Source organism: Amnibacterium soli (assembly GCF_039544415.1).
Classification (GTDB): Bacteria; Actinomycetota; Actinomycetes; order Actinomycetales; family Microbacteriaceae; genus Amnibacterium; species Amnibacterium soli.
Map to the genome: position 1 here is coordinate 318,376 of NZ_BAABLP010000004.1, position 17,436 is coordinate 335,811.

Annotated in this window: 14 protein-coding genes and 1 pseudogene; 7 read left to right on the forward strand and 8 right to left on the reverse strand. The window is 71.2% G+C overall.

All coding sequences use genetic code 11. The features are described 5' to 3' along the window. The first annotated feature begins 11 nt into the window (after positions 1 to 11). Both ABEA53_RS11050 and ABEA53_RS11055 read left to right on the forward strand, forming a co-directional pair. Positions 12 to 554: an NUDIX hydrolase family protein gene (locus ABEA53_RS11050; RefSeq protein ID WP_345481218.1), complete on the forward strand. Its 543-nt coding sequence runs from the start codon at positions 12 to 14 to the stop codon at positions 552 to 554. Between the two features lie 64 nt (positions 555 to 618). Next, positions 619 to 987: a hypothetical protein gene (locus ABEA53_RS11055; protein ID WP_345481219.1), complete on the forward strand. Its 369-nt coding sequence runs from the start codon at positions 619 to 621 to the stop codon at positions 985 to 987. 97 nt (positions 988 to 1,084) lie between these two features. On the opposite strand, the gene ABEA53_RS11060 is transcribed toward ABEA53_RS11055, so the two are convergent. Next, complete coding sequence (locus tag ABEA53_RS11060; protein ID WP_345481220.1) at positions 1,085 to 1,591, reverse strand: hypothetical protein; 507 nt, start codon at positions 1,589 to 1,591, stop codon at positions 1,085 to 1,087. A 23-nt stretch (positions 1,592 to 1,614) separates the two neighbouring features. Further along, complete coding sequence (locus ABEA53_RS11065; protein WP_345481222.1) at positions 1,615 to 2,535, reverse strand: phosphotransferase; 921 nt, start codon at positions 2,533 to 2,535, stop codon at positions 1,615 to 1,617. 87 nt (positions 2,536 to 2,622) lie between these two features. Here ABEA53_RS11065 and ABEA53_RS11070 point away from each other — a divergent pair, with 87 nt between their 5' ends. Further along, positions 2,623 to 2,925, forward strand: coding sequence for a DUF427 domain-containing protein (locus tag ABEA53_RS11070; protein ID WP_345481223.1), 303 nt, complete (start codon positions 2,623 to 2,625; stop codon positions 2,923 to 2,925). A 74-nt stretch (positions 2,926 to 2,999) separates the two neighbouring features. Here ABEA53_RS11070 and ABEA53_RS11075 read toward each other — a convergent pair whose 3' ends face one another. Beyond that, positions 3,000 to 3,461, reverse strand: a complete 462-nt coding sequence (locus tag ABEA53_RS11075) for a SprT-like domain-containing protein (protein ID WP_345481224.1) — start codon at positions 3,459 to 3,461, stop codon at positions 3,000 to 3,002. A 44-nt stretch (positions 3,462 to 3,505) separates the two neighbouring features. After that, entirely contained in the window at positions 3,506 to 4,354 is an 849-nt protein-coding gene (locus tag ABEA53_RS11080; protein ID WP_345481225.1) for a spermidine synthase, read from the reverse strand. 385 nt (positions 4,355 to 4,739) lie between these two features. Between ABEA53_RS11080 and rpoB the strand changes: the two genes are divergently transcribed. From rpoB to ABEA53_RS11095, 3 genes and pseudogenes are all read left to right on the forward strand, one after another. Next, positions 4,740 to 8,255, forward strand: a complete 3,516-nt coding sequence (rpoB, locus tag ABEA53_RS11085) for a DNA-directed RNA polymerase subunit beta (protein ID WP_345481226.1) — start codon at positions 4,740 to 4,742, stop codon at positions 8,253 to 8,255. Positions 8,256 to 8,308: 53 nt separating this feature from the next. Further along, a pseudogene (locus tag ABEA53_RS11090) lies at positions 8,309 to 12,156 on the forward strand (DNA-directed RNA polymerase subunit beta'). A 293-nt stretch (positions 12,157 to 12,449) separates the two neighbouring features. Further along, positions 12,450 to 12,857, forward strand: a complete 408-nt coding sequence (locus ABEA53_RS11095) for a hypothetical protein (protein WP_345481227.1) — start codon at positions 12,450 to 12,452, stop codon at positions 12,855 to 12,857. Positions 12,858 to 12,978: 121 nt separating this feature from the next. Here ABEA53_RS11095 and ABEA53_RS11100 read toward each other — a convergent pair whose 3' ends face one another. From ABEA53_RS11100 to ABEA53_RS11115, 4 genes are read right to left on the reverse strand one after another with little or no spacing between them, the layout of a single operon-like run. Continuing rightward, entirely contained in the window at positions 12,979 to 13,383 is a 405-nt protein-coding gene (locus ABEA53_RS11100; RefSeq protein WP_345481228.1) for a flagellar assembly protein FliW, read from the reverse strand. Continuing rightward, positions 13,380 to 14,363 (reverse strand): flagellar hook-associated protein FlgL, encoded by a 984-nt coding sequence (flgL, locus tag ABEA53_RS11105; protein ID WP_345481229.1) that lies wholly within the window; start codon positions 14,361 to 14,363, stop codon positions 13,380 to 13,382. Before flgL ends, ABEA53_RS11100 begins: the two co-directional genes overlap by 4 nt. Then, the gene (gene flgK / locus ABEA53_RS11110; RefSeq protein ID WP_345481230.1) at positions 14,360 to 15,781 is read right to left on the reverse strand and encodes a flagellar hook-associated protein FlgK; all 1,422 of its coding nucleotides are present in this window, start codon (positions 15,779 to 15,781) and stop codon (positions 14,360 to 14,362) included. Before flgK ends, flgL begins: the two co-directional genes overlap by 4 nt. A 2-nt stretch (positions 15,782 to 15,783) precedes the next feature. Beyond that, positions 15,784 to 16,278, reverse strand: a complete 495-nt coding sequence (locus ABEA53_RS11115) for a flagellar protein FlgN (RefSeq protein ID WP_345481231.1) — start codon at positions 16,276 to 16,278, stop codon at positions 15,784 to 15,786. 283 nt (positions 16,279 to 16,561) lie between these two features. On the opposite strand from ABEA53_RS11115, the gene ABEA53_RS11120 reads away from it, so the two are divergent. Next, on the forward strand, positions 16,562 to 17,380 hold the full coding sequence (locus ABEA53_RS11120) for a sigma-70 family RNA polymerase sigma factor (protein WP_345481232.1): 819 nt from the start codon (positions 16,562 to 16,564) through the stop codon (positions 17,378 to 17,380). Positions 17,381 to 17,436 lie beyond the last annotated feature (56 nt).

The window sequence follows — 17,436 nt, forward strand, 5'->3', positions numbered from 1 at the left end:
AGAAATAGGGCATGAGCAGCGTGCGCACCCCCGATCCGAACCCGGGATGGCTCGGCGAGGAGGAGCTCGCCTCCATCCGCCAGCGGCTCCCGCTGCTGTACGTGGAGGCGGTGCCGGTGCGCACGGACGGCGTCGGGCGGGTCACCGAGGTCGGCCTGCTCATGCGCATGGGCTCGAGCGGCACGATCGCCCGCACCATCGTCTCGGGCCGCGTGCTCTACGGCGAGACGCTGCGCGACGCGCTGTTCCGCCACCTCGAGAAGGACCTCGGGCCGATGGCGTTCCCGCAGCTGCCGCTGAGCCCCGTGCCCTTCTCGGTCGCCGAGTACTTCCCGACCCCGAGCCCCAGCCAGTACACCGACGAGCGCCAGCACGCCGTCGCGCTCGCCTACGTCGTGCCGGTCACCGGCACCTGCGACCCGCGGCAGGACGCGCTCGAGCTGACGTGGATGACGCCGGAGGAGGCCGCGGCGCCGAACGTCGCGCAGGAGATGGAGGGGGGCCGCGGCGGACTCGTGCGCGCCGCGCTCGCCTCCGTCGGCCGCCTCACCTGAGCGCCGACCCGCCGCCCGCGGTTCGCCGCGGGCGGCGGGTGCCGGACCACTACGGTCCGATGTCGTGTTGACGACCGCCGCTGCCGCCACGCCCACCTTCACCGTCTCGCTCGCGTCGGCGGTGACCATCGCGGGCGGCGTGCTCGCCGTCGTCGACTCGGCGCTGCGGTTCCGCCGGCCCGGTGGCAACGCGATTCTGGCGATCCTCGCCCTGGTGATCGGGCTGCTGCTGCTCGTCCGCGTCTTCGGGCCCGTGCAGACCTACGTGTCGACGTCGATCCCGGTGCTCTACCTGTCGGTGGTCCTCACGATCGTGCTGCTCGTGGAGCTGCTCGTGAAGAACGCCCGGAAGAGCGGCGTGCTGTGGCTGACGATCGTCGCGACCCTCGTCTGCGGCGCCGCGGCGGTCATCGCATTCCTCAAGGTCGGCTGACCCCTTTCGCGGATCCGCAGTTCTCGGCCGACACGCCGACCGCGCGCCCTCCCGCCACGGCGTGTCACCTCGTTCCTGCGGATCCGCGAGGACCCGGTCAGGCGTCGGCGGGCGCGCGCTCCTCGTCGAAGCCGGGCGCGAGCTGCTTCAGGCGCAGGCCGCGCCACTGCCACAGCGGCCACAGCCCCGCCCACACCGCGGGGCTGAGCGGTCCCGCGGCGAACTCGAGCCGGTCGCGGTACAGCGTCGCCGTCGGGTCGTCCGGGTGGGGCGCCACCGCCATGCGGTGGTACCAGGAGCGGATCAGCCCGGGCACGCCGTCGACCCCGCGGCCGTCGTCGCGCACGATCCGCACGCCCTCGTGCGTCCGGGTGTCGAGGTCGATGGAGATCTCCTGCTCGCCCATCGGCAGCACCCCGGCGGCGAGCAGCGTCACCGGGTGGTCGCCCGGCTCCCAGCGCGCGGGGAACCCGCCGTCCTCCTTCGAGGCGTAGGCGATCCAGGGCCCGGCGACCTCGCGCATCACCGTCGGCGACTGGAGCGCGCGCCACGCGGCCTCCGGCGCGCACTCGAGCCGCTCCTTGAGCATCACGACCATCCGCATGGCGCCAGTATCCCCGCCGCGGCTCAGCGGAGGTCGGGCCGCCGCTCGAGCAGCCAGGCGAGCACGGTCGCGCCCTGCGCCCGCTGGTAGGCGCGGATGCCCGGGAGGCCCGCCGGCTCGGCCGTGCGGGCCGTGTCGAGGAAGTAGGCGCCGAGCACCGCGAGCAGCACGTCGACGTGCTCGTCAGGGGCGTCGCGCAGCACCGGGTGCCGCATCGCCTCCTCCGTCGGGCCGCCGAGGTGGCGCACGTCGAGCACGTAGGTGACCGCGTCGATCCACGGGGCGCCGACCGCGGCGGACGGCCAGTCGATCAGCCGGCCGCGGCCCTGCCCGTCGACGAGCGCGTTGTCGACGCGCAGGTCGCAGTGGACCACGCGCTCGCCGTGCAGCGCCTCGGGCATCGCCTCCGCCAGCGCTGCGAGCCGCGGCAGGCTCGCACTCCGCGCCTCCGGCGGCGCCGCGCCGTCCGCCAGCAGGCGGTGCCAGCCCCGGGCGTCCTCCGCGAGCTCCTCCTCCAGCGGCCGCAGCAGCCCGCCCGCCGGTGCGGCCGGCAGCGCGCCGACGGCGTCGAGCACGGCGGCGGTGTCCGCGGCGGACGCGGGATCGGGGTGACGGCCGTCGACCGCCTCGACGACCAGCCCGTAGGACGGTGGCCGGTCCACCTCCGCGAGCAGCGCCGGTGCGACGCGTCGGTCCAGCAGCCGCAGCACGGCCGCCTCGCGCCGGTGCATCGCCACCGTGCGCGCGTTCACGCGGGCGTCCGCGGTCTTCACGAACGCGCGGCGGCCGTCCGCCAGGTCCACGACGTCGGCCGACCCCGGCGACCAGCCGCCGGCGCGGCTCGCGCTCGCCACCACGGGGGAGCCGAGCGCCGCCTCGACCTCCTCGCGCAGGTCGGCGGGCAGCTCGGGCCACTCCGGTCGTCGACTCCCTCGCACCGCCATGCCCCGAGTCTGCCCGCCGCGGTCGCGCCGAGCGGGAACAGATGGCGCGGGGCCACACTTGCCCTCCTCAGGACCGAAGGAGGACCCATGAAGGCAGTGGTCGGCGACACCGTGATCGCGGAGGCCCCGAAGGAGGACCTCATCTCCATCGAGGGCAACTGGTACTTCCCGCCGTCGAGCGTGAAGAGCGAGCTGCTCGAGAAGAGCCCCACCCCCTACACCTGCCCCTGGAAGGGCGAGTGCCAGTACTTCACCGTGGACGTCGACGGGCAGCGCCTGCAGGACCGCGCGTGGAGCTACCCGCACCCGTACGACGGCGGCATCAAGCGCGTGGGCCAGGACTTCAGCGACTACGTCGCGTTCTGGAAGGAGGTCCGCGTCACCGAGTGACCGGACCGCGTGCCGGACGTGCTCCGGATCCGTGCCGCCTCCCTCGTGGAGCGCGGCACGGACCCGGAGCACCTTCAGTTCGGGAGGGCCGCCGTGCGACGCCAGGTGATGAGCGCGGCGCGGCTGAAGCGGTGCGAGCAGAGCCCGCACGACACCTCGCGCGTCGGCCGGCGGAACCGCCGGTGCTCGTGGCCCGCGGGGCAGCTGCCCACCCAGGTCGCGCGCTCCTCGGCGACCGGGCCGTCGTGCAGCCGCGAGCCGGTGTAGCCGATGCGCGCGGCCGTCGCCCGCCAGCGCGGCCCGTGCGCGGCGCGGTGCCCGGCGAGGGCGTGCGCGACCTCGTGCAGCAGGACCTGCCGCACCTCGTCCTCCTCCGCCCGCTCGGCGAGGTGGCGCGAGACCGTGATGCGCCGCTCGCCGTGGTGGCAGGCGCCCGCCCGGCGCACGGCGCGGTCGAAGCCGAACGACCAGCCGCGGCCCGGCAGGTGGGCTGACAGCAGCGCCTCCGCCAGCCGGGTCACGTCTGCAGCGAGCACGCCGGGAGGCTAGGGCCTGCCCACGACGCTCACCGCGGGGAGGCTCAGAGCGAGAAGATCCCGCGGCCCGGGTCGGGGGAGGGGGACGCGGTCGCGTCGGTGACCACCGAGGCGTTGCGCACGACCTTCCGCAGCTCGTCGCCCGACACCGCCTGGGCCGGGTGCGGCCCCGCCGCCACGAGCCGGGGCAGCCAGTCGAGCATGCCCTCGTCGCGGGTGCCGACGATGACGAGGTTGCCGAACCGCCGTCCCTTCATCACCTGCGCCTCCGCCACGACCGCGACGTGGGGCAGCACGGCCGCGATCGTCGCCATCTGGCCGCGGGCGAACGGGAGCCCGGCGCCGTCGGCGACGTTGACCGCCAGCACGCCGCGGTCGTTGAGCAGGCCGGCTGCGAGCCGGTAGAACTCCACGGTCGTCACCGGCGCCGGGATCGTCGCCCCCGCGAAGACGTCGACGACGACGAGGTCCGCGGCGCCCTGCAGGCCGCCCGGCAGCTTCTCCGCCACCTCGCGCGCGTCGCCGTAGCGGACGCGGATCGACGCGCCGCGGGGGAGGGGCAGGCGCTCGCGCACGAGGTCGACGAGCTCCGGCTCCAGCTCCACCACCTGCTGGCGCGAGCCGGGGCGGGTCCACTCGACGTAGCGCGGGATCGTCAGCGCGCCGGCGCCGAAGTGCACGGCCGTGAGGGGCGCGCGGGGCTCGCCGATCAGGTCGATGACGTGCCCGATGCGCTCCACGTACTCGAACGCGAGGTCGGAGGGGTCGGACAGGTTGACGCTCGACTGCGGCGTGCCGTCGACGACGAGCTCGATCCGCGCGGCGTTCCAGCGGTCGGGCTCGAGGGTCGCCACCTGGCCGCCCGAGAGCAGCACCGAATCGGACTTGGCCACGCCCCGACCCTAGGGCCGCGACCGTGCAGGAGCCCGGTGCGGGCGCCGGGGGTGCGGCCCCCGCGACCTGGACGGCGCCCGCGGCGCGCGGTTATAGCGGACGATCCGTCGGCGGGTCAAGCAGCGCGCTGGACAAACGGCACACCAGGGGTTACTCTGAATCTTCGCGCTCATCGGTGGGCCGTGCCTGCAGCCCAAAGCCCGCAAGCACCGCCGCCGAACCTCTCGCCCTCATATTGCGGTCGGCGGTCCGGCGTGCCCCTGCCCCGCAGACGGTACGCCACCGGGGGAGCGCTCGGCACGCGCCACACGTCCTCTTGCTCGACACGACAGGAATCGGGACCGCACCCGTTCACGCGCGGTCCCGCCGAAAGGTCACATCTCCTTGGTTTCCGCGCCTGACGCCACCACTCCGATCAACGGTCGAGGGGCGTCCCGCCTCTCCTTCGCCAAGATCACCGACACCCTGACGGTCCCCGACCTCCTGGCCCTCCAGACGGAGAGCTTCGACTGGCTCGTGGGCAGCGACGCCTGGCGCACCCGCGTCGAGGAGGCGCAGGCCGCCGGCCGCAACGATCTGCCCGCCCAGAGCGGCCTCGAGGAGATCTTCGAGGAGATCTCGCCGATCGAGGACCTCTCGGAGACGATGCAGCTCTCCTTCACGAACCCGTTCCTGGAGGAGAAGAAGTACACGCTCGAGGAGTGCAAGGAGCGCGGCAAGACGTACGCGGCCCCGCTGTACGTCGAGGCCGAGTTCATGAACCACCTCACGGGTGAGATCAAGACGCAGACGGTCTTCATGGGCGACTTCCCGCTCATGACCGACAAGGGCACGTTCATCATCAACGGCACCGAGCGCGTCGTCGTGTCGCAGCTCGTCCGCTCGCCCGGCGTCTACTTCGAGCGCCAGCAGGAGAAGACCTCCGACAAGGACGTCTACTCCGCGCGCATCATCCCGAGCCGCGGCGCCTGGCTCGAGTTCGAGATCGACAAGCGCGACCAGGTCGGCGTGCGCATCGACCGCAAGCGCAAGCAGTCCGTCACCGTCTTCCTCAAGGCCCTCGGTCTCACGACCGAGGAGATCATGGAGCACTTCAACGGGTTCGCGTCCATCGAGCTGACGCTCGAGAAGGACAACATCCTGACGAAGGAGGAGGCGCTCAAGGACATCTACCGCAAGCTGCGCCCGGGCGAGCAGGTCGCCGCCGAGGCCGCTCGCGCGCTCCTCGACAACTTCTACTTCAACAGCAAGCGCTACGACCTCGCGAAGGTCGGCCGCTACAAGATCAACCGGAAGCTCGGCATCGACGCGCCGCTGACGGACAGCGTGCTGACCGTCGACGACATCATCGCGACGATCAAGTACCTGGTCGCCCTCCACGACACCGCGGCCCCCGCGGTGAAGCAGGTCGGCGAGAAGACCTGGGCGCTCGAGGGCAACCGCGACGGCGCCGCGCACGACGTGCGCCTGGACGTGGACGACATCGACCACTTCGGCAACCGCCGCATCCGCGCGGTCGGCGAGCTGATCCAGAACCAGGTCCGCACCGGTCTGTCGCGCATGGAGCGCGTCGTCCGCGAGCGCATGACCACGCAGGACATCGAGGCGATCACGCCGCAGACCCTGATCAACGTCCGCCCCGTCGTGGCGGCGATCAAGGAGTTCTTCGGCACGTCGCAGCTGTCGCAGTTCATGGACCAGAACAACCCGCTCGCGGGCCTGACCCACAAGCGCCGCCTCTCGGCGCTGGGCCCCGGCGGTCTGTCCCGCGAGCGCGCCGGCGTCGAGGTCCGCGACGTGCACCCGAGCCACTACGGCCGCATGTGCCCGATCGAGACCCCGGAGGGCCCGAACATCGGCCTGATCGGCTCGCTCGCGTCGTTCGCGCGCATCAACTCCTTCGGGTTCATCGAGACCCCGTACCGCCGCGTGGAGAACGGTGTCGTCACCGACGACATCCACTACCTCACGGCGAGCGAGGAGGACGAGTACCTCGTCGCCCAGGCCAACGCCCCGCTGAACGCCGACTTCTCCTTCGCGGAGGACCAGGTGCTCGTCCGCCCCAAGGGCGGCGAGGTGGAGCTCGTGGCCAAGGACCGCGTGCACTACATGGACGTCTCCCCGCGCCAGATGGTGTCGGTCGCGACCTCCCTCATCCCGTTCCTCGAGCACGACGACGCGAACCGCGCCCTCATGGGTGCGAACATGCAGCGCCAGGCCGTGCCGCTGCTGCGCTCCGAGAGCCCGGTCGTCGGCACCGGCATGGAGGGCTACGCGGCCATCGACGCCGGTGACGTGGTCACCGCGCACGGCGCGGGCATCGTCTCCGAGGTCTCGGCCGACGCGGTCACGATCCAGCTCGACGAGGGCGGGAGCGAGACCTACTTCCTGCGCAAGTTCGACCGCTCGAACCAGGGCACGTCGTACAACCACCGCGTGATCGTCGACGCCGGCCAGCGGATCGAGGTGGGCCAGGTGCTCGCCGACGGTCCCGCGACCGAGGACGGCGAGCTCGCGCTCGGCAAGAACCTGCTCGTCGCGTTCATGCCGTGGGAGGGCCACAACTACGAGGACGCGATCATCCTCAGCCAGAACCTGGTGAAGGACGACGTCCTCTCCTCGATCCACATCGAGGAGTACGAGGTCGACGCCCGCGACACCAAGCTCGGCAAGGAGGAGATCACCCGCGACCTCCCGAACGTCGCGCCGGACCTGCTGGCCGACCTCGACGAGCGCGGCATCATCCGCATCGGCGCCGAGGTCAGCCCCGGCGACATCCTCGTCGGCAAGGTCACGCCGAAGGGCGAGACCGAGCTGTCGGCCGAGGAGCGCCTGCTCCGCGCGATCTTCAACGAGAAGAGCCGCGAGGTCCGCGACACGTCCCTGAAGGTGCCTCACGGCGAGCAGGGCACGGTCATCGCGGTCAAGGAGTTCTCCGCGGAGAACGACGACGAGCTCGGCTCCGGCGTGAACCAGCGCGTCATCGTCTACATCGCCCAGAAGCGCAAGATCACCGAGGGCGACAAGCTCGCCGGTCGTCACGGCAACAAGGGCGTCATCTCCAAGATCCTGCCCGTCGAGGACATGCCGTTCCTCGCGGACGGCACCCCGGTCGACGTCGTGCTGAACCCGCTCGGCGTCCCCGGCCGGATGAACTTCGGCCAGGTCCTCGAGATCCACCTCGGGTGGATCGCGAAGCAGGGCTGGAAGGTCGACGGGAACCCGGAGTGGGCGCACCACCTGCCCGAGGCCGCGTTCTCCGCGCCCGCGAACTCGAAGCTCGCGACGCCGGTGTTCGACGGCGCCGCGGAGGAGGAGATCGCCGGTCTGCTCGACTCGACGACGCTCAACCGCGACGGCGAGCGCCTGATCGACTCGACGGGCAAGACGCGCCTGTTCGACGGCCGCTCGGGTGAGCCGTTCCCGGACCCGGTGAGCGTCGGCTACATGTACATCCTGAAGCTGCACCACCTGGTCGACGACAAGATCCACGCCCGCTCGACCGGCCCGTACTCGATGATCACGCAGCAGCCGCTGGGTGGGAAGGCGCAGTTCGGCGGTCAGCGCTTCGGCGAGATGGAGGTGTGGGCCCTCGAGGCCTACGGCGCCGCCTACGCCCTGCAGGAGCTCCTGACGATCAAGTCCGACGACATCCTCGGCCGCGTGAAGGTGTACGAGGCCATCGTCAAGGGCGAGAACATCCAGGAGCCGGGCATCCCCGAGTCCTTCAAGGTGTTGATCAAGGAGATGCAGTCGCTCTGCCTGAACGTCGAGGTCCTCTCGGCCGACGGTCAGATCGTCAGCCTCAAGGACAACGACGAAGAGGTGTTCCGCGCGGCGGAGGAGCTCGGCATCAACATCTCGGCCCGCTTCGAGTCGTCCTCGATCGACGACATCTGATCCGGCACCCCGACACCAGTTCTCGAAACAGAATTCAGTAGAGAAGAGATTCAGTGCTCGACGTCACCACGTTCGATGAGCTCCGTATCGGCCTGGCCACCGGCGACGACATCCGTCGCTGGTCCTACGGCGAGGTCAAGAAGCCGGAGACCATCAACTACCGCACGCTGAAGCCGGAGAAGGACGGCCTCTTCGGCGAGCAGATCTTCGGGCCCTCCCGCGACTGGGAGTGCTCCTGCGGCAAGTACAAGCGCGTCCGCTTCAAGGGCATCGTCTGCGAGCGCTGCGGCGTGGAGGTCACCAAGTCCTCCGTCCGCCGCGAGCGCATGGGCCACATCGAGCTCGCCGCGCCCGTCACGCACATCTGGTACTTCAAGGGCGTGCCGAGCCGGCTCGGCTACCTCCTCGACATGGCGCCGAAGGACCTCGAGAAGGTCATCTACTTCGCGGCGTACATGATCATCGAGGTCGACGAGGAGGGCCGTCACGACGACCTCCCCGAGCTCGAGAACGAGCTGCGCCTCGAGATGAAGGCCCTCACGGACCAGCGCGACGCGCGCATCAACGAGCGTCTCGCCCGTCTGGAGACGGACCTCGCCGCGCTCGAGCAGGAGGGCGCGAAGAGCGACCAGAAGCGCCGGACGCGCGACGTGGGCGAGAAGGAGATGGCGCAGATCCGCCGCTCCTTCGACGACCAGGTGGCGACGCTCGAGCGGGTCTGGGACGACTTCCGCAACCTGAAGGTCGGCGACCTCAAGCCCGAGGACGCGATCTACAACGAGCTGATGGACCGCTACGGCACCTACTTCGAGGCCTACATGGGCGCCGAGGCGATCAAGCGCCGCCTCGAGGCGTTCGACCTCCAGGCCGAGAGCGACCTGCTCCACGAGCAGATCCGCGACGGCAAGGGTGCGAAGAAGATCCGCGCGATCAAGCGCCTCCGCGTCGTCAGCTCCTTCCTCGCCACCGGCAACTCGCCGGCCGCGATGGTGCTCGACGTCGTGCCGGTGATCCCGCCGGAGCTGCGTCCGATGGTCCAGCTGGACGGCGGCCGCTTCGCGACCTCCGACCTGAACGACCTGTACCGCCGCGTCATCAACCGCAACAACCGCCTCCGCCGCCTGCTCGACCTGGGCGCGCCGGAGATCATCGTGAACAACGAGAAGCGGATGCTGCAGGAGGCGGTCGACGCGCTCTTCGACAACGGCCGCCGCGGCCGCCCGGTCACGGGCACCGGCAACCGCGCACTGAAGAGCCTGTCCGACATGCTGAAGGGCAAGCAGGGCCGGTTCCGTCAGAACCTGCTCGGCAAGCGCGTCGACTACTCCGGCCGCTCGGTCATCGTCGTCGGCCCGCAGCTGAAGCTGCACCAGTGCGGTCTGCCCAAGCAGATGGCGCTGGAGCTCTTCAAGCCGTTCGTCATCAAGCGCCTCATCGACCTGAGCCACGCGCAGAACATCAAGGCCGCGAAGCGCATGGTCGAGCGCTCGCGTCCGCAGGTGTGGGACGTGCTCGAGGACATCATCCGCGAGCGCCCCGTGCTGCTGAACCGCGCGCCGACGCTCCACCGCCTGGGCATCCAGGCGTTCGAGCCGCAGCTCGTGGAGGGCAAGGCGATCCAGCTGCACCCGCTCGTCTGCGCCGCGTTCAACGCGGACTTCGACGGCGACCAGATGGCCGTCCACCTGCCGCTGTCCGTCGAGGCCCAGGCCGAGGCGCGCATCCTGATGCTCGCGTCGAACAACATCCTGAAGCCGTCCGACGGCCGCCCGGTGACCCTGCCCTCGCAGGACATGATCATCGGCCTGCACCACCTGACCACGATCAAGCCGGGCGCGAAGGGCGAGGGCCGCGTGTTCTCCTCCGTCGCCGAGGCGATCATGGCCAAGGACGCGGGTGCGCTGGACCTGAACGCCGTCGTGACGCTGCGCCTCACGGGCGTCGTGCCGCCGGCGAGCCAGACCCCCGAGGACTACGTCGCCGGTTCGCCGGTGCTCGTCAAGACCACGCTGGGCCGGGCGATCTTCAACGAGGCGCTGCCGACGGACTACCCGTTCGTCGAGGAGCTCGCCGACAAGGGCGAGATCTCGCGGATCGTCAACGACCTCGCGGAGCGCTACCCGAAGGTGGAGGTCGCGGCGACGCTGGACCGCATCAAGGACGCCGGCTTCTACTGGGCCACCCGGTCCGGTGTGACGGTGTCGCTGTCCGACGTGCTGACGCCCCCGTCGAAGGGCAAGATCCTCGAGGGCGCCGAGTCGCGGGCCGCGAAGGTCCAGACGCAGTACGACACGGGTCTGATCACGGACGAGGAGCGCCGCCAGGAGCTCATCGAGCTGTGGAACAAGGCCACCAGCGAGGTCGCCACGGCCATGCAGGACAACATGCCGGTCGACAACAACATCAACCGCATGGTCTCCTCCGGCGCCCGAGGCAACTGGATGCAGGTGCGGCAGATCGCCGGCATGCGCGGCCTCGTGTCGAACCCGAAGGGCGAGATCATCCCGCGCCCGATCGTGCACTCGTACCGCGAGGGCCTGACCGTGGCCGAGTACTTCATCTCGACCCACGGTGCCCGCAAGGGGCTGGCCGACACGGCGCTCCGCACGGCGGACTCCGGCTACCTGACGCGTCGTCTCGTCGACGTGTCGCAGGACGTCATCATCCGTGAGGACGACTGCGGCACCTCCCGGGGCCTCGACCTCTCCACCAGCGAGAACGTCGAGAACGCCGTCTACGGCCGCACGCTGGCGACGGCCGTCGTCAACGCTGCGGGCGAGGTGCTCGCGGACGCCGGTGACGACGTCGGCGACGTGCTGATCGCGAAGCTCGTCGAGGCGGGTGTCGAGCACATCAAGGTGCGCTCGGTCCTGACCTGCGAGTCCGCGGTCGGCGTCTGCGCCGCCTGCTACGGCCGCTCGCTCGCGACCGGTCTGCTCGTCGACATCGGCGAGGCCGTCGGCATCATCGCGGCCCAGTCGATCGGTGAGCCCGGCACGCAGCTGACGATGCGCACCTTCCACACGGGTGGTGTGGCGTCCGCGGACGACATCACGCAGGGTCTGCCCCGCGTGCAGGAGCTGTTCGAGGCGCGCACCCCCAAGGGCGCGTCGCCGATCGCCGAGGCCGCCGGTGTCGTCACGATCGAGGACACCGACCGTCAGCGGAAGATCATCCTGACCCCGGACAACGGCGACGAGCCGTTCGCCTACCCGGTGCTCAAGCGCGCCACCCTCCTCATCGAGGACGGGCAGCACGTCGAGCTCGGCCAGCAGTTCCACGTCGGTCCATCGACCCGAAGGAGGTCCTGCGGGTCAAGGGCGTCCGCGCGGTGCAGCTGCACCTCGTGGACGGCGTCCAGGGCGTGTACCGCAGCCAGGGCGTGCCGATCCACGACAAGCACATCGAGGTCATCGTGCGGCAGATGCTGCGCAAGGTCACCGTCGTCGACCACGGCGACACCGACCTGCTCCCCGGTGAGCTCGTGGACCGCTCGCGCTACCAGGACGTCAACCGCGCCGCGCTGGCGGAGGGTCGCAAGACCGCTTCCGCGCGGCAGGAGGTCATGGGCATCACGAAGGCGTCGCTCGCGACGGAGTCGTGGCTGTCCGCCGCCTCCTTCCAGGAGACGACCCGGGTGCTCACGCAGGCCGCGATGGACGGCAAGTCCGACTCGCTGCTGGGCCTCAAGGAGAACGTCATCATCGGCAAGCTGATCCCTGCCGGCACCGGTCTGTCGCGCTACCGCGACGTGGCCGTGGAGCCCACGGAGGAGGCGAAGGCCGAGCGGTACCCGCTGCGGTCCTTCGGCGACGACTCGATGTTCAACGACGCCGACCTGTCGTTCGTGGACTTCGACTCGTTCTCGAGCGACGACTACAGCCCGGGCACCTACAACTGATCCGAGCGCAGTGAGAACGGGCCGTCCCTTCCGGGGCGGCCCGTTTTCGCGTCGGAGGAGGACCACGGTGGCGTGCCCTGCTCTCCTCCGACACGAAAAGCCCCCAGCACGGGGGATACAGGGCGTGCAGTCGCTTCCGTAGGTTTGGAGGACGCCGGTCACCCAGCCGGCAGCCGTGCACCCACGCGGCTCTGCCCCCCTGTAACCGGACCCACGGTGAACATGTCTCTCCCCCTGCCCGAGCGCGCCCACGCTCCCGTTCCGGTCCGCGCCGACGCGCGCGAGGCCCGCTGATGCTCCGTCCGTACCGCCTCGAGCGCGAGCTCGACCGAGCGGTCGCCCAATGGCTCGACTGGCTGCCCCGCTGGGACCCGGCCTCCGCCAGGCGCCGGCTGTCGCCGTGCGTCGCCTGCCCCGGCTGGGCCGTCGAGCTCGGCTTCGAGGAGGTCCCGCACGGGGCGCTCCACGCCCTGACGACGTCCCTCGACGCCGTCATCACCGAGCACGTGCGCCGATCGGTGTCGCTGCAGCCGTTCCTCAGCGATGAGGCCATCCACGGGCTGCGCGAGCAGCTGCGCCGCGAGGCCGTCAGCTGGGTCGCGCGCCAGCACGCGCACATCCTCCGCGCGCTCGACGCCTACGTCGAACCGAAGGTGCAGCACATGGCCGCACTGCTGCTCGCCGATCTGGGCGGCGTCTGACCGCCCCGCGAAGACCCGCGGGTCGAGGCCGACGGAGGAGTGGCCCGACGCCCGACCCGCGCTGCACGAGGAGAGGCCCCGGGGGAGTGGATCCCCCGGGGCCTCTTCGCATGCCTGCCGCCTACGCGGCTTCGGTGACGAGCTCGGCCTGCAGCGGCCAGTCGTCCTCGAGGATCAGCTGCGTCGCGGCGCCGGAGCGCGGGTTGACGACGATCGGCGCGAGCAGGTTCACGACCGGTGCGCCGTCGCTGATGTTCGCGACGACGTACACGTCGACCTCCCCGACGGAGGAGGCGCCGAGGGCCACGAGGTCCTGGTCCGCCACGTCCGGCAGGTACTCGGGCACGTAGAACGTGGGATCGAGCAGGAAGAGGCGCAGGTCTGCGCCGGCGGTGTCGCGGAGCGTGTACAGCCCCGGCGCGCCGGGAACCGCCGCGAGGTCGAAGTCGGTGAGCGGGGCGAACCCGGGCGGCGGCGCCGTGAAGGTGAGGCGGCCGTCGCGTGAGGTGGGGAGTGCGGAGATCATCGGAGGAAGCTCATCAGGGTCGGTTGAATCACTTGAGCGGTCACCTGGAGTGCCGTCTGGTAGGCGAGCTCCTGCGTCTTGAGGTCGAGCAGGGTCTTCGTCGTGTCCGCATCCTGCAGTCCGGACCGCTGGGTCTCCAGGGCCGTCGCCGTCGTGGCGTTCTGGGCCTTCGCACCGGTCATCCGTGCGTAGTTCGCACCGACGATCGCATGCTGCGCCGAGATGTTCGTGAGGGCCGCCCCCAGCCGGTCGATGCCGGCGGTGATCGCGTCCTTCGGCGTCACCCCGGTCGTCGCGTCCGGGGTGTCCGTGTCGTAGCCGGGGTCGCGGAGCGCTGCGATGACCGCCGAGATCTGCGCGAAGACGGAGTCGTCACCGGTGCCGAAGGCCGCCCTGCCGTCGGCGGAGACCGTGACGACGTCGCCCGGCCCGCTGCCGATGCGCCGCTGGACGCTGCCGACCGCGGTGGTCGTCGTGGTGCCGTCGGGGTTCGCCGTCGTCCTCTCGGGCCCCTGGTAGGCGTACGCGGCGTCGAACGCCGCCGGCGAGTCCGAGGTCCCGGCGAAGATCGACCGACCGTTGTACTGCGTGTTGGCGGCGCCGAGCAGGTCGTCGCGCACCCCCTCCAGCTGCGTGGCCAGCGCCTGGCGGGAGGTGGCGGACGACGTCCCGCTGTTCGCCGCCTGGATCACGAGGTCCTTCGCCTGCCGGGTCAGGTTCTCCGCGGTCGTCATCGTGGAGTCGGCCGAACTGAGCCAGCCGATGCCGTCGTCGATGTTCGTCTTGTACTGCGTGTTCGCGCTCTGCTGCGACAGCACCTTGAGGATCGCGGCGGACGCCGCGGGGTCGTCGGAGGGCTTCGTGACGAGCAGCCCGGTGCTCGCCTGGTCGGACAGCTGCGACAGGCGCGCCTTGCTCGCCTGCACGTTCGTCGCCGAGCTCGTCCAGAGCTGGCTCGTGGTGACGCGGCCGATGCTCATCGCGCCCCCATGTTGATCAAGGTGTCGAGGATGTCGTTGATCGTGCTGATCACCCGGGCGGACGCCTGGTAGGCGTGCTGGTAGATCACGAGGTTCGACGTCTCCTCGTCGAGGTCGACCCCGCTCGCCGAGGTCTGCGCGTCGGTCGCCGCGGCGGCGGCCGTCTGCGACGTCGACGCGCGAGCGGTCGCGGTCGCGGACTGCGACCCGATGCGGGAGACGTACCCGGCCCACTGCGCGTCCGGGGAGTCGGGAGCGGAGCCGAGCTGCGAGATCGCGTCGGCGACGGTGCCGTCCGAGTTCCCGAGGTCCTTCCCGGCGACCGCGATGTCGGCCGCGGACGCCGCCTTCACCGTGAGGTTCAGCGCGGGCGAGCCGGCGGGCGAGGTGAAGGAGAAGAAGTCGCCCGCGGGCTGCCCCTTCGACGTGTACCCGGTCGCCGACGCGGTGTTGACCGCGGTCGCGATCGAGGAGGCGATGGCGTCGTAGGTCTTCGCGGCCTCCGCGTACACGCCGCCGGTGCCGTCGGCGTTCGCGGGCTGCAGCGCGGCGATGCGTGCGGCGAGCTCGCCGCCGTCGAGCGAGACCGGAGTCTTCGTGTCCGCCCACTGCAGTGCGACGGGCGTCGTCGAGGTCGTCGAGAAGGCCGCGTCGCCCGTCAGCTCGACCTTGCGGGTCGTCACGCCGGACACCAGCAGGTTCCCGCCGACGGTGACGTCCACGGTGCCGTCCGCGTTGGGGCGGGTCGTCGCGCCCGTCAGCTGGGCGAGCTTCGTCACCGCCGTGTCGCGCTGGTCGAGCAGCGAGTTCACGTTGCTGCCGGCCGCGGTGAGCGCCCGGATCGACTTGTTCAGGTCGGCCACCTGGCCCGCGGCGTCGTTGATGGCGGTGACCGTCAGCCCGGCGGCGCTCCGGGCGTCGCTCCAGGAGGTCGAGGCGGCGGTGTAGCCGGCCGAGACGGACGAGGCGACCAGCTGGCCCTGCGCGATGAGGTTGCTCGCCGCGCCCTCCGCCGACTTCGTGCCGACCGCGTTGGCCATGGACTGCCACGCGCCCCAGAACTTGTTGAGCACGGACGAGAGGCCGCTGGTGCTCGGCTCGTTCAGCGCCGTCTCGACCGTGCCGAGCGCGTTCGCCGAGGCGCTCCAGTAGGAGGCGGTCGCCGCGGTGCTGCGCACCCGCGCGTCGACGACGGCGTCGTTCAGCCGGGCCACGCCGGTCACCAGCACGCCGTCGCCGACGCTGCTCTGGGTGGCGTAGGTCGCGAGGGCCGTCTGCGCCATCGGCGACTGCGTGACGCGCTGCCGGGTGTAGCCCTCGGTGTTGGCGTTCGCGACGTTCTGCCCGGTGACCTCGAGCGCGAGGCGTGCGGCCGTGAGGCCCGAGGCCGCGGTGCCGAGACCGCTGAAGGTGCTCACGATCAGCCCTGCCGGTCGAACAGCCGGGCGCCGGAGACGACCGGCACGCGCGGGCCGCGGGCGCCGTACCCGACGGGCTCGGCGGGTGCGGTGCCGAAGCCGGCCAGCGTCTCCTGCGTCGCGCGGGTGGCGGCGCGGAGGTAGGTGAGGTTCGTGTCGCGCAGGTCCGCGATCTGCGACGTCAGCGCGGTCAGCGCCGTCAGGTGGGAGAGCAGGACGTCGCGCCACGCCTCGTCGGGCGCGCCCTCGGCGAGCTGCCGCAGCGTCGCGTCCTCCGGCAGGTTCCACCCCACCGCGACGAGGGAGGCCTCGACCGTCCGCTCGATGCCCGCGGTGCGGAGGTGCCCGAGCACCTGCTCGACCTCGCGGGTCGCGTGGTGCAGCCACTTCGACCGGCCGGCGGTGAGCAGCAGTTGCTCCTCCTCCAGCTTGAAGACGAGCATCTCGAGCAGCTCGCGCTCACGCCACAGCAGGGTCGAGAGGTCGTTCACGCTCATCGATTCCTCCAGGCAGGTGTCTTCCGCGTCGTACCGCACGCCGCACCCTCACCATCGGCGGCTCGGCCGCGCATGTAAGGGGACTCGCGTCGCCGTGGAGCGTACGGGCGCCCCGCGTTCGGGGCCGGGAGGGCCACGCGCCCCCGAACGGGGGGAGCCGTGCACGCATCGGCCACGTCCCCCTACTGGGGGCGCGGCGCGAGGGGCGCGATCGCGGGCCCGCCCCTAGCGTCCAGTCAGGACGAGCCGCCATGGATGGCCGGGCAGGACAAGGAATCCTCGAATGGGCACACGAACCGAGCGCGATGCGCTGGTCCGCGACAACCTCGCGATCGTCGGCTACCTCGTGAACGAGGTGGCGCGGAAGGCCACGCACCTCTCCCGCGACGAGCTCGCGTCGGCCGGCGCGCTGGGCCTCGTGCTCGCGGCCGACAGCTTCGACCCGACGCAGGGCGTGCCGTTCGGCGCGTTCGCGCGCCGCCGCATCCTCGGCGCGATCGCCGACGAGATGCGCTCGGCGGACTGGGCGTCGCGGACGGCGCGGAAGAAGATCCGCGAGTCGCTGACCGTGCAGGAGTCGCTGACGAACGCGCTCGGCCGCGCACCGAGCGTCGACGAGGTCGCCGAGTCGCTCGGGGTGGACCGGAAGGCCGCCATGGAGGCGCTGTCCGGCGCCTCGCACTCCGTCTCCTCCCTCGACGACACGATCGCCGACACGATCGCGGCGGAGGCGGCGAGCCCGGAGGACGTGGTGCTCGAGACCGAGCGCACCCGCTACGTCACGGCCGCGGTGACGAGCCTGCCCGCGAAGATGCGCTACATCGTCGAGCAGATCTACTTCCACGACCGCGCGGTGGGCGAGCTCGCCGTCGAGCTCGGGCTGACGCACTCCGCGGTGTCGCAGCAGCGGTCGGAGGCGATCCGGCTCATGCGGCACGGCCTCGAGACGCAGTACTCGACCGGCCCGGTGCCCCGTCTCGACGAGCAGCAGAAGTTCGCTCCGGCGCGCCGCGCGGCCTACCTGGCACGCCTCGCTGAGACTTCGAGCGCGCGGATGGCCCAGCCGGCCGCGCCCGCATTCCTTTCCGAACGCACCGCTTAGAACGCTTTCCCGCCTGTTCTGCCCCTACTTCGGGGCGAACGGCTAACGGGCCTGAC

Coding starts and splice junctions, on each gene's coding strand:
- ABEA53_RS11050 (WP_345481218.1), top strand. CDS start 12: ATGAGCAGCGTGCGCACCCCCGATCCGAACCCGGGATGGCTCGGCGAG.
- ABEA53_RS11070 (WP_345481223.1), top strand. CDS start 2,623: ATGAAGGCAGTGGTCGGCGACACCGTGATCGCGGAGGCCCCGAAGGAG.
- ABEA53_RS11060 (WP_345481220.1), bottom strand. CDS start 1,591: ATGCGGATGGTCGTGATGCTCAAGGAGCGGCTCGAGTGCGCGCCGGAG.
- ABEA53_RS11100 (WP_345481228.1), bottom strand. CDS start 13,383: ATGATCTCCGCACTCCCCACCTCACGCGACGGCCGCCTCACCTTCACG.
- ABEA53_RS11120 (WP_345481232.1), top strand. CDS start 16,562: ATGGGCACACGAACCGAGCGCGATGCGCTGGTCCGCGACAACCTCGCG.
- ABEA53_RS11115 (WP_345481231.1), bottom strand. CDS start 16,278: ATGAGCGTGAACGACCTCTCGACCCTGCTGTGGCGTGAGCGCGAGCTG.
- ABEA53_RS11065 (WP_345481222.1), bottom strand. CDS start 2,535: ATGGCGGTGCGAGGGAGTCGACGACCGGAGTGGCCCGAGCTGCCCGCC.
- flgL (WP_345481229.1), bottom strand. CDS start 14,363: ATGAGCATCGGCCGCGTCACCACGAGCCAGCTCTGGACGAGCTCGGCG.
- ABEA53_RS11095 (WP_345481227.1), top strand. CDS start 12,450: ATGCTCCGTCCGTACCGCCTCGAGCGCGAGCTCGACCGAGCGGTCGCC.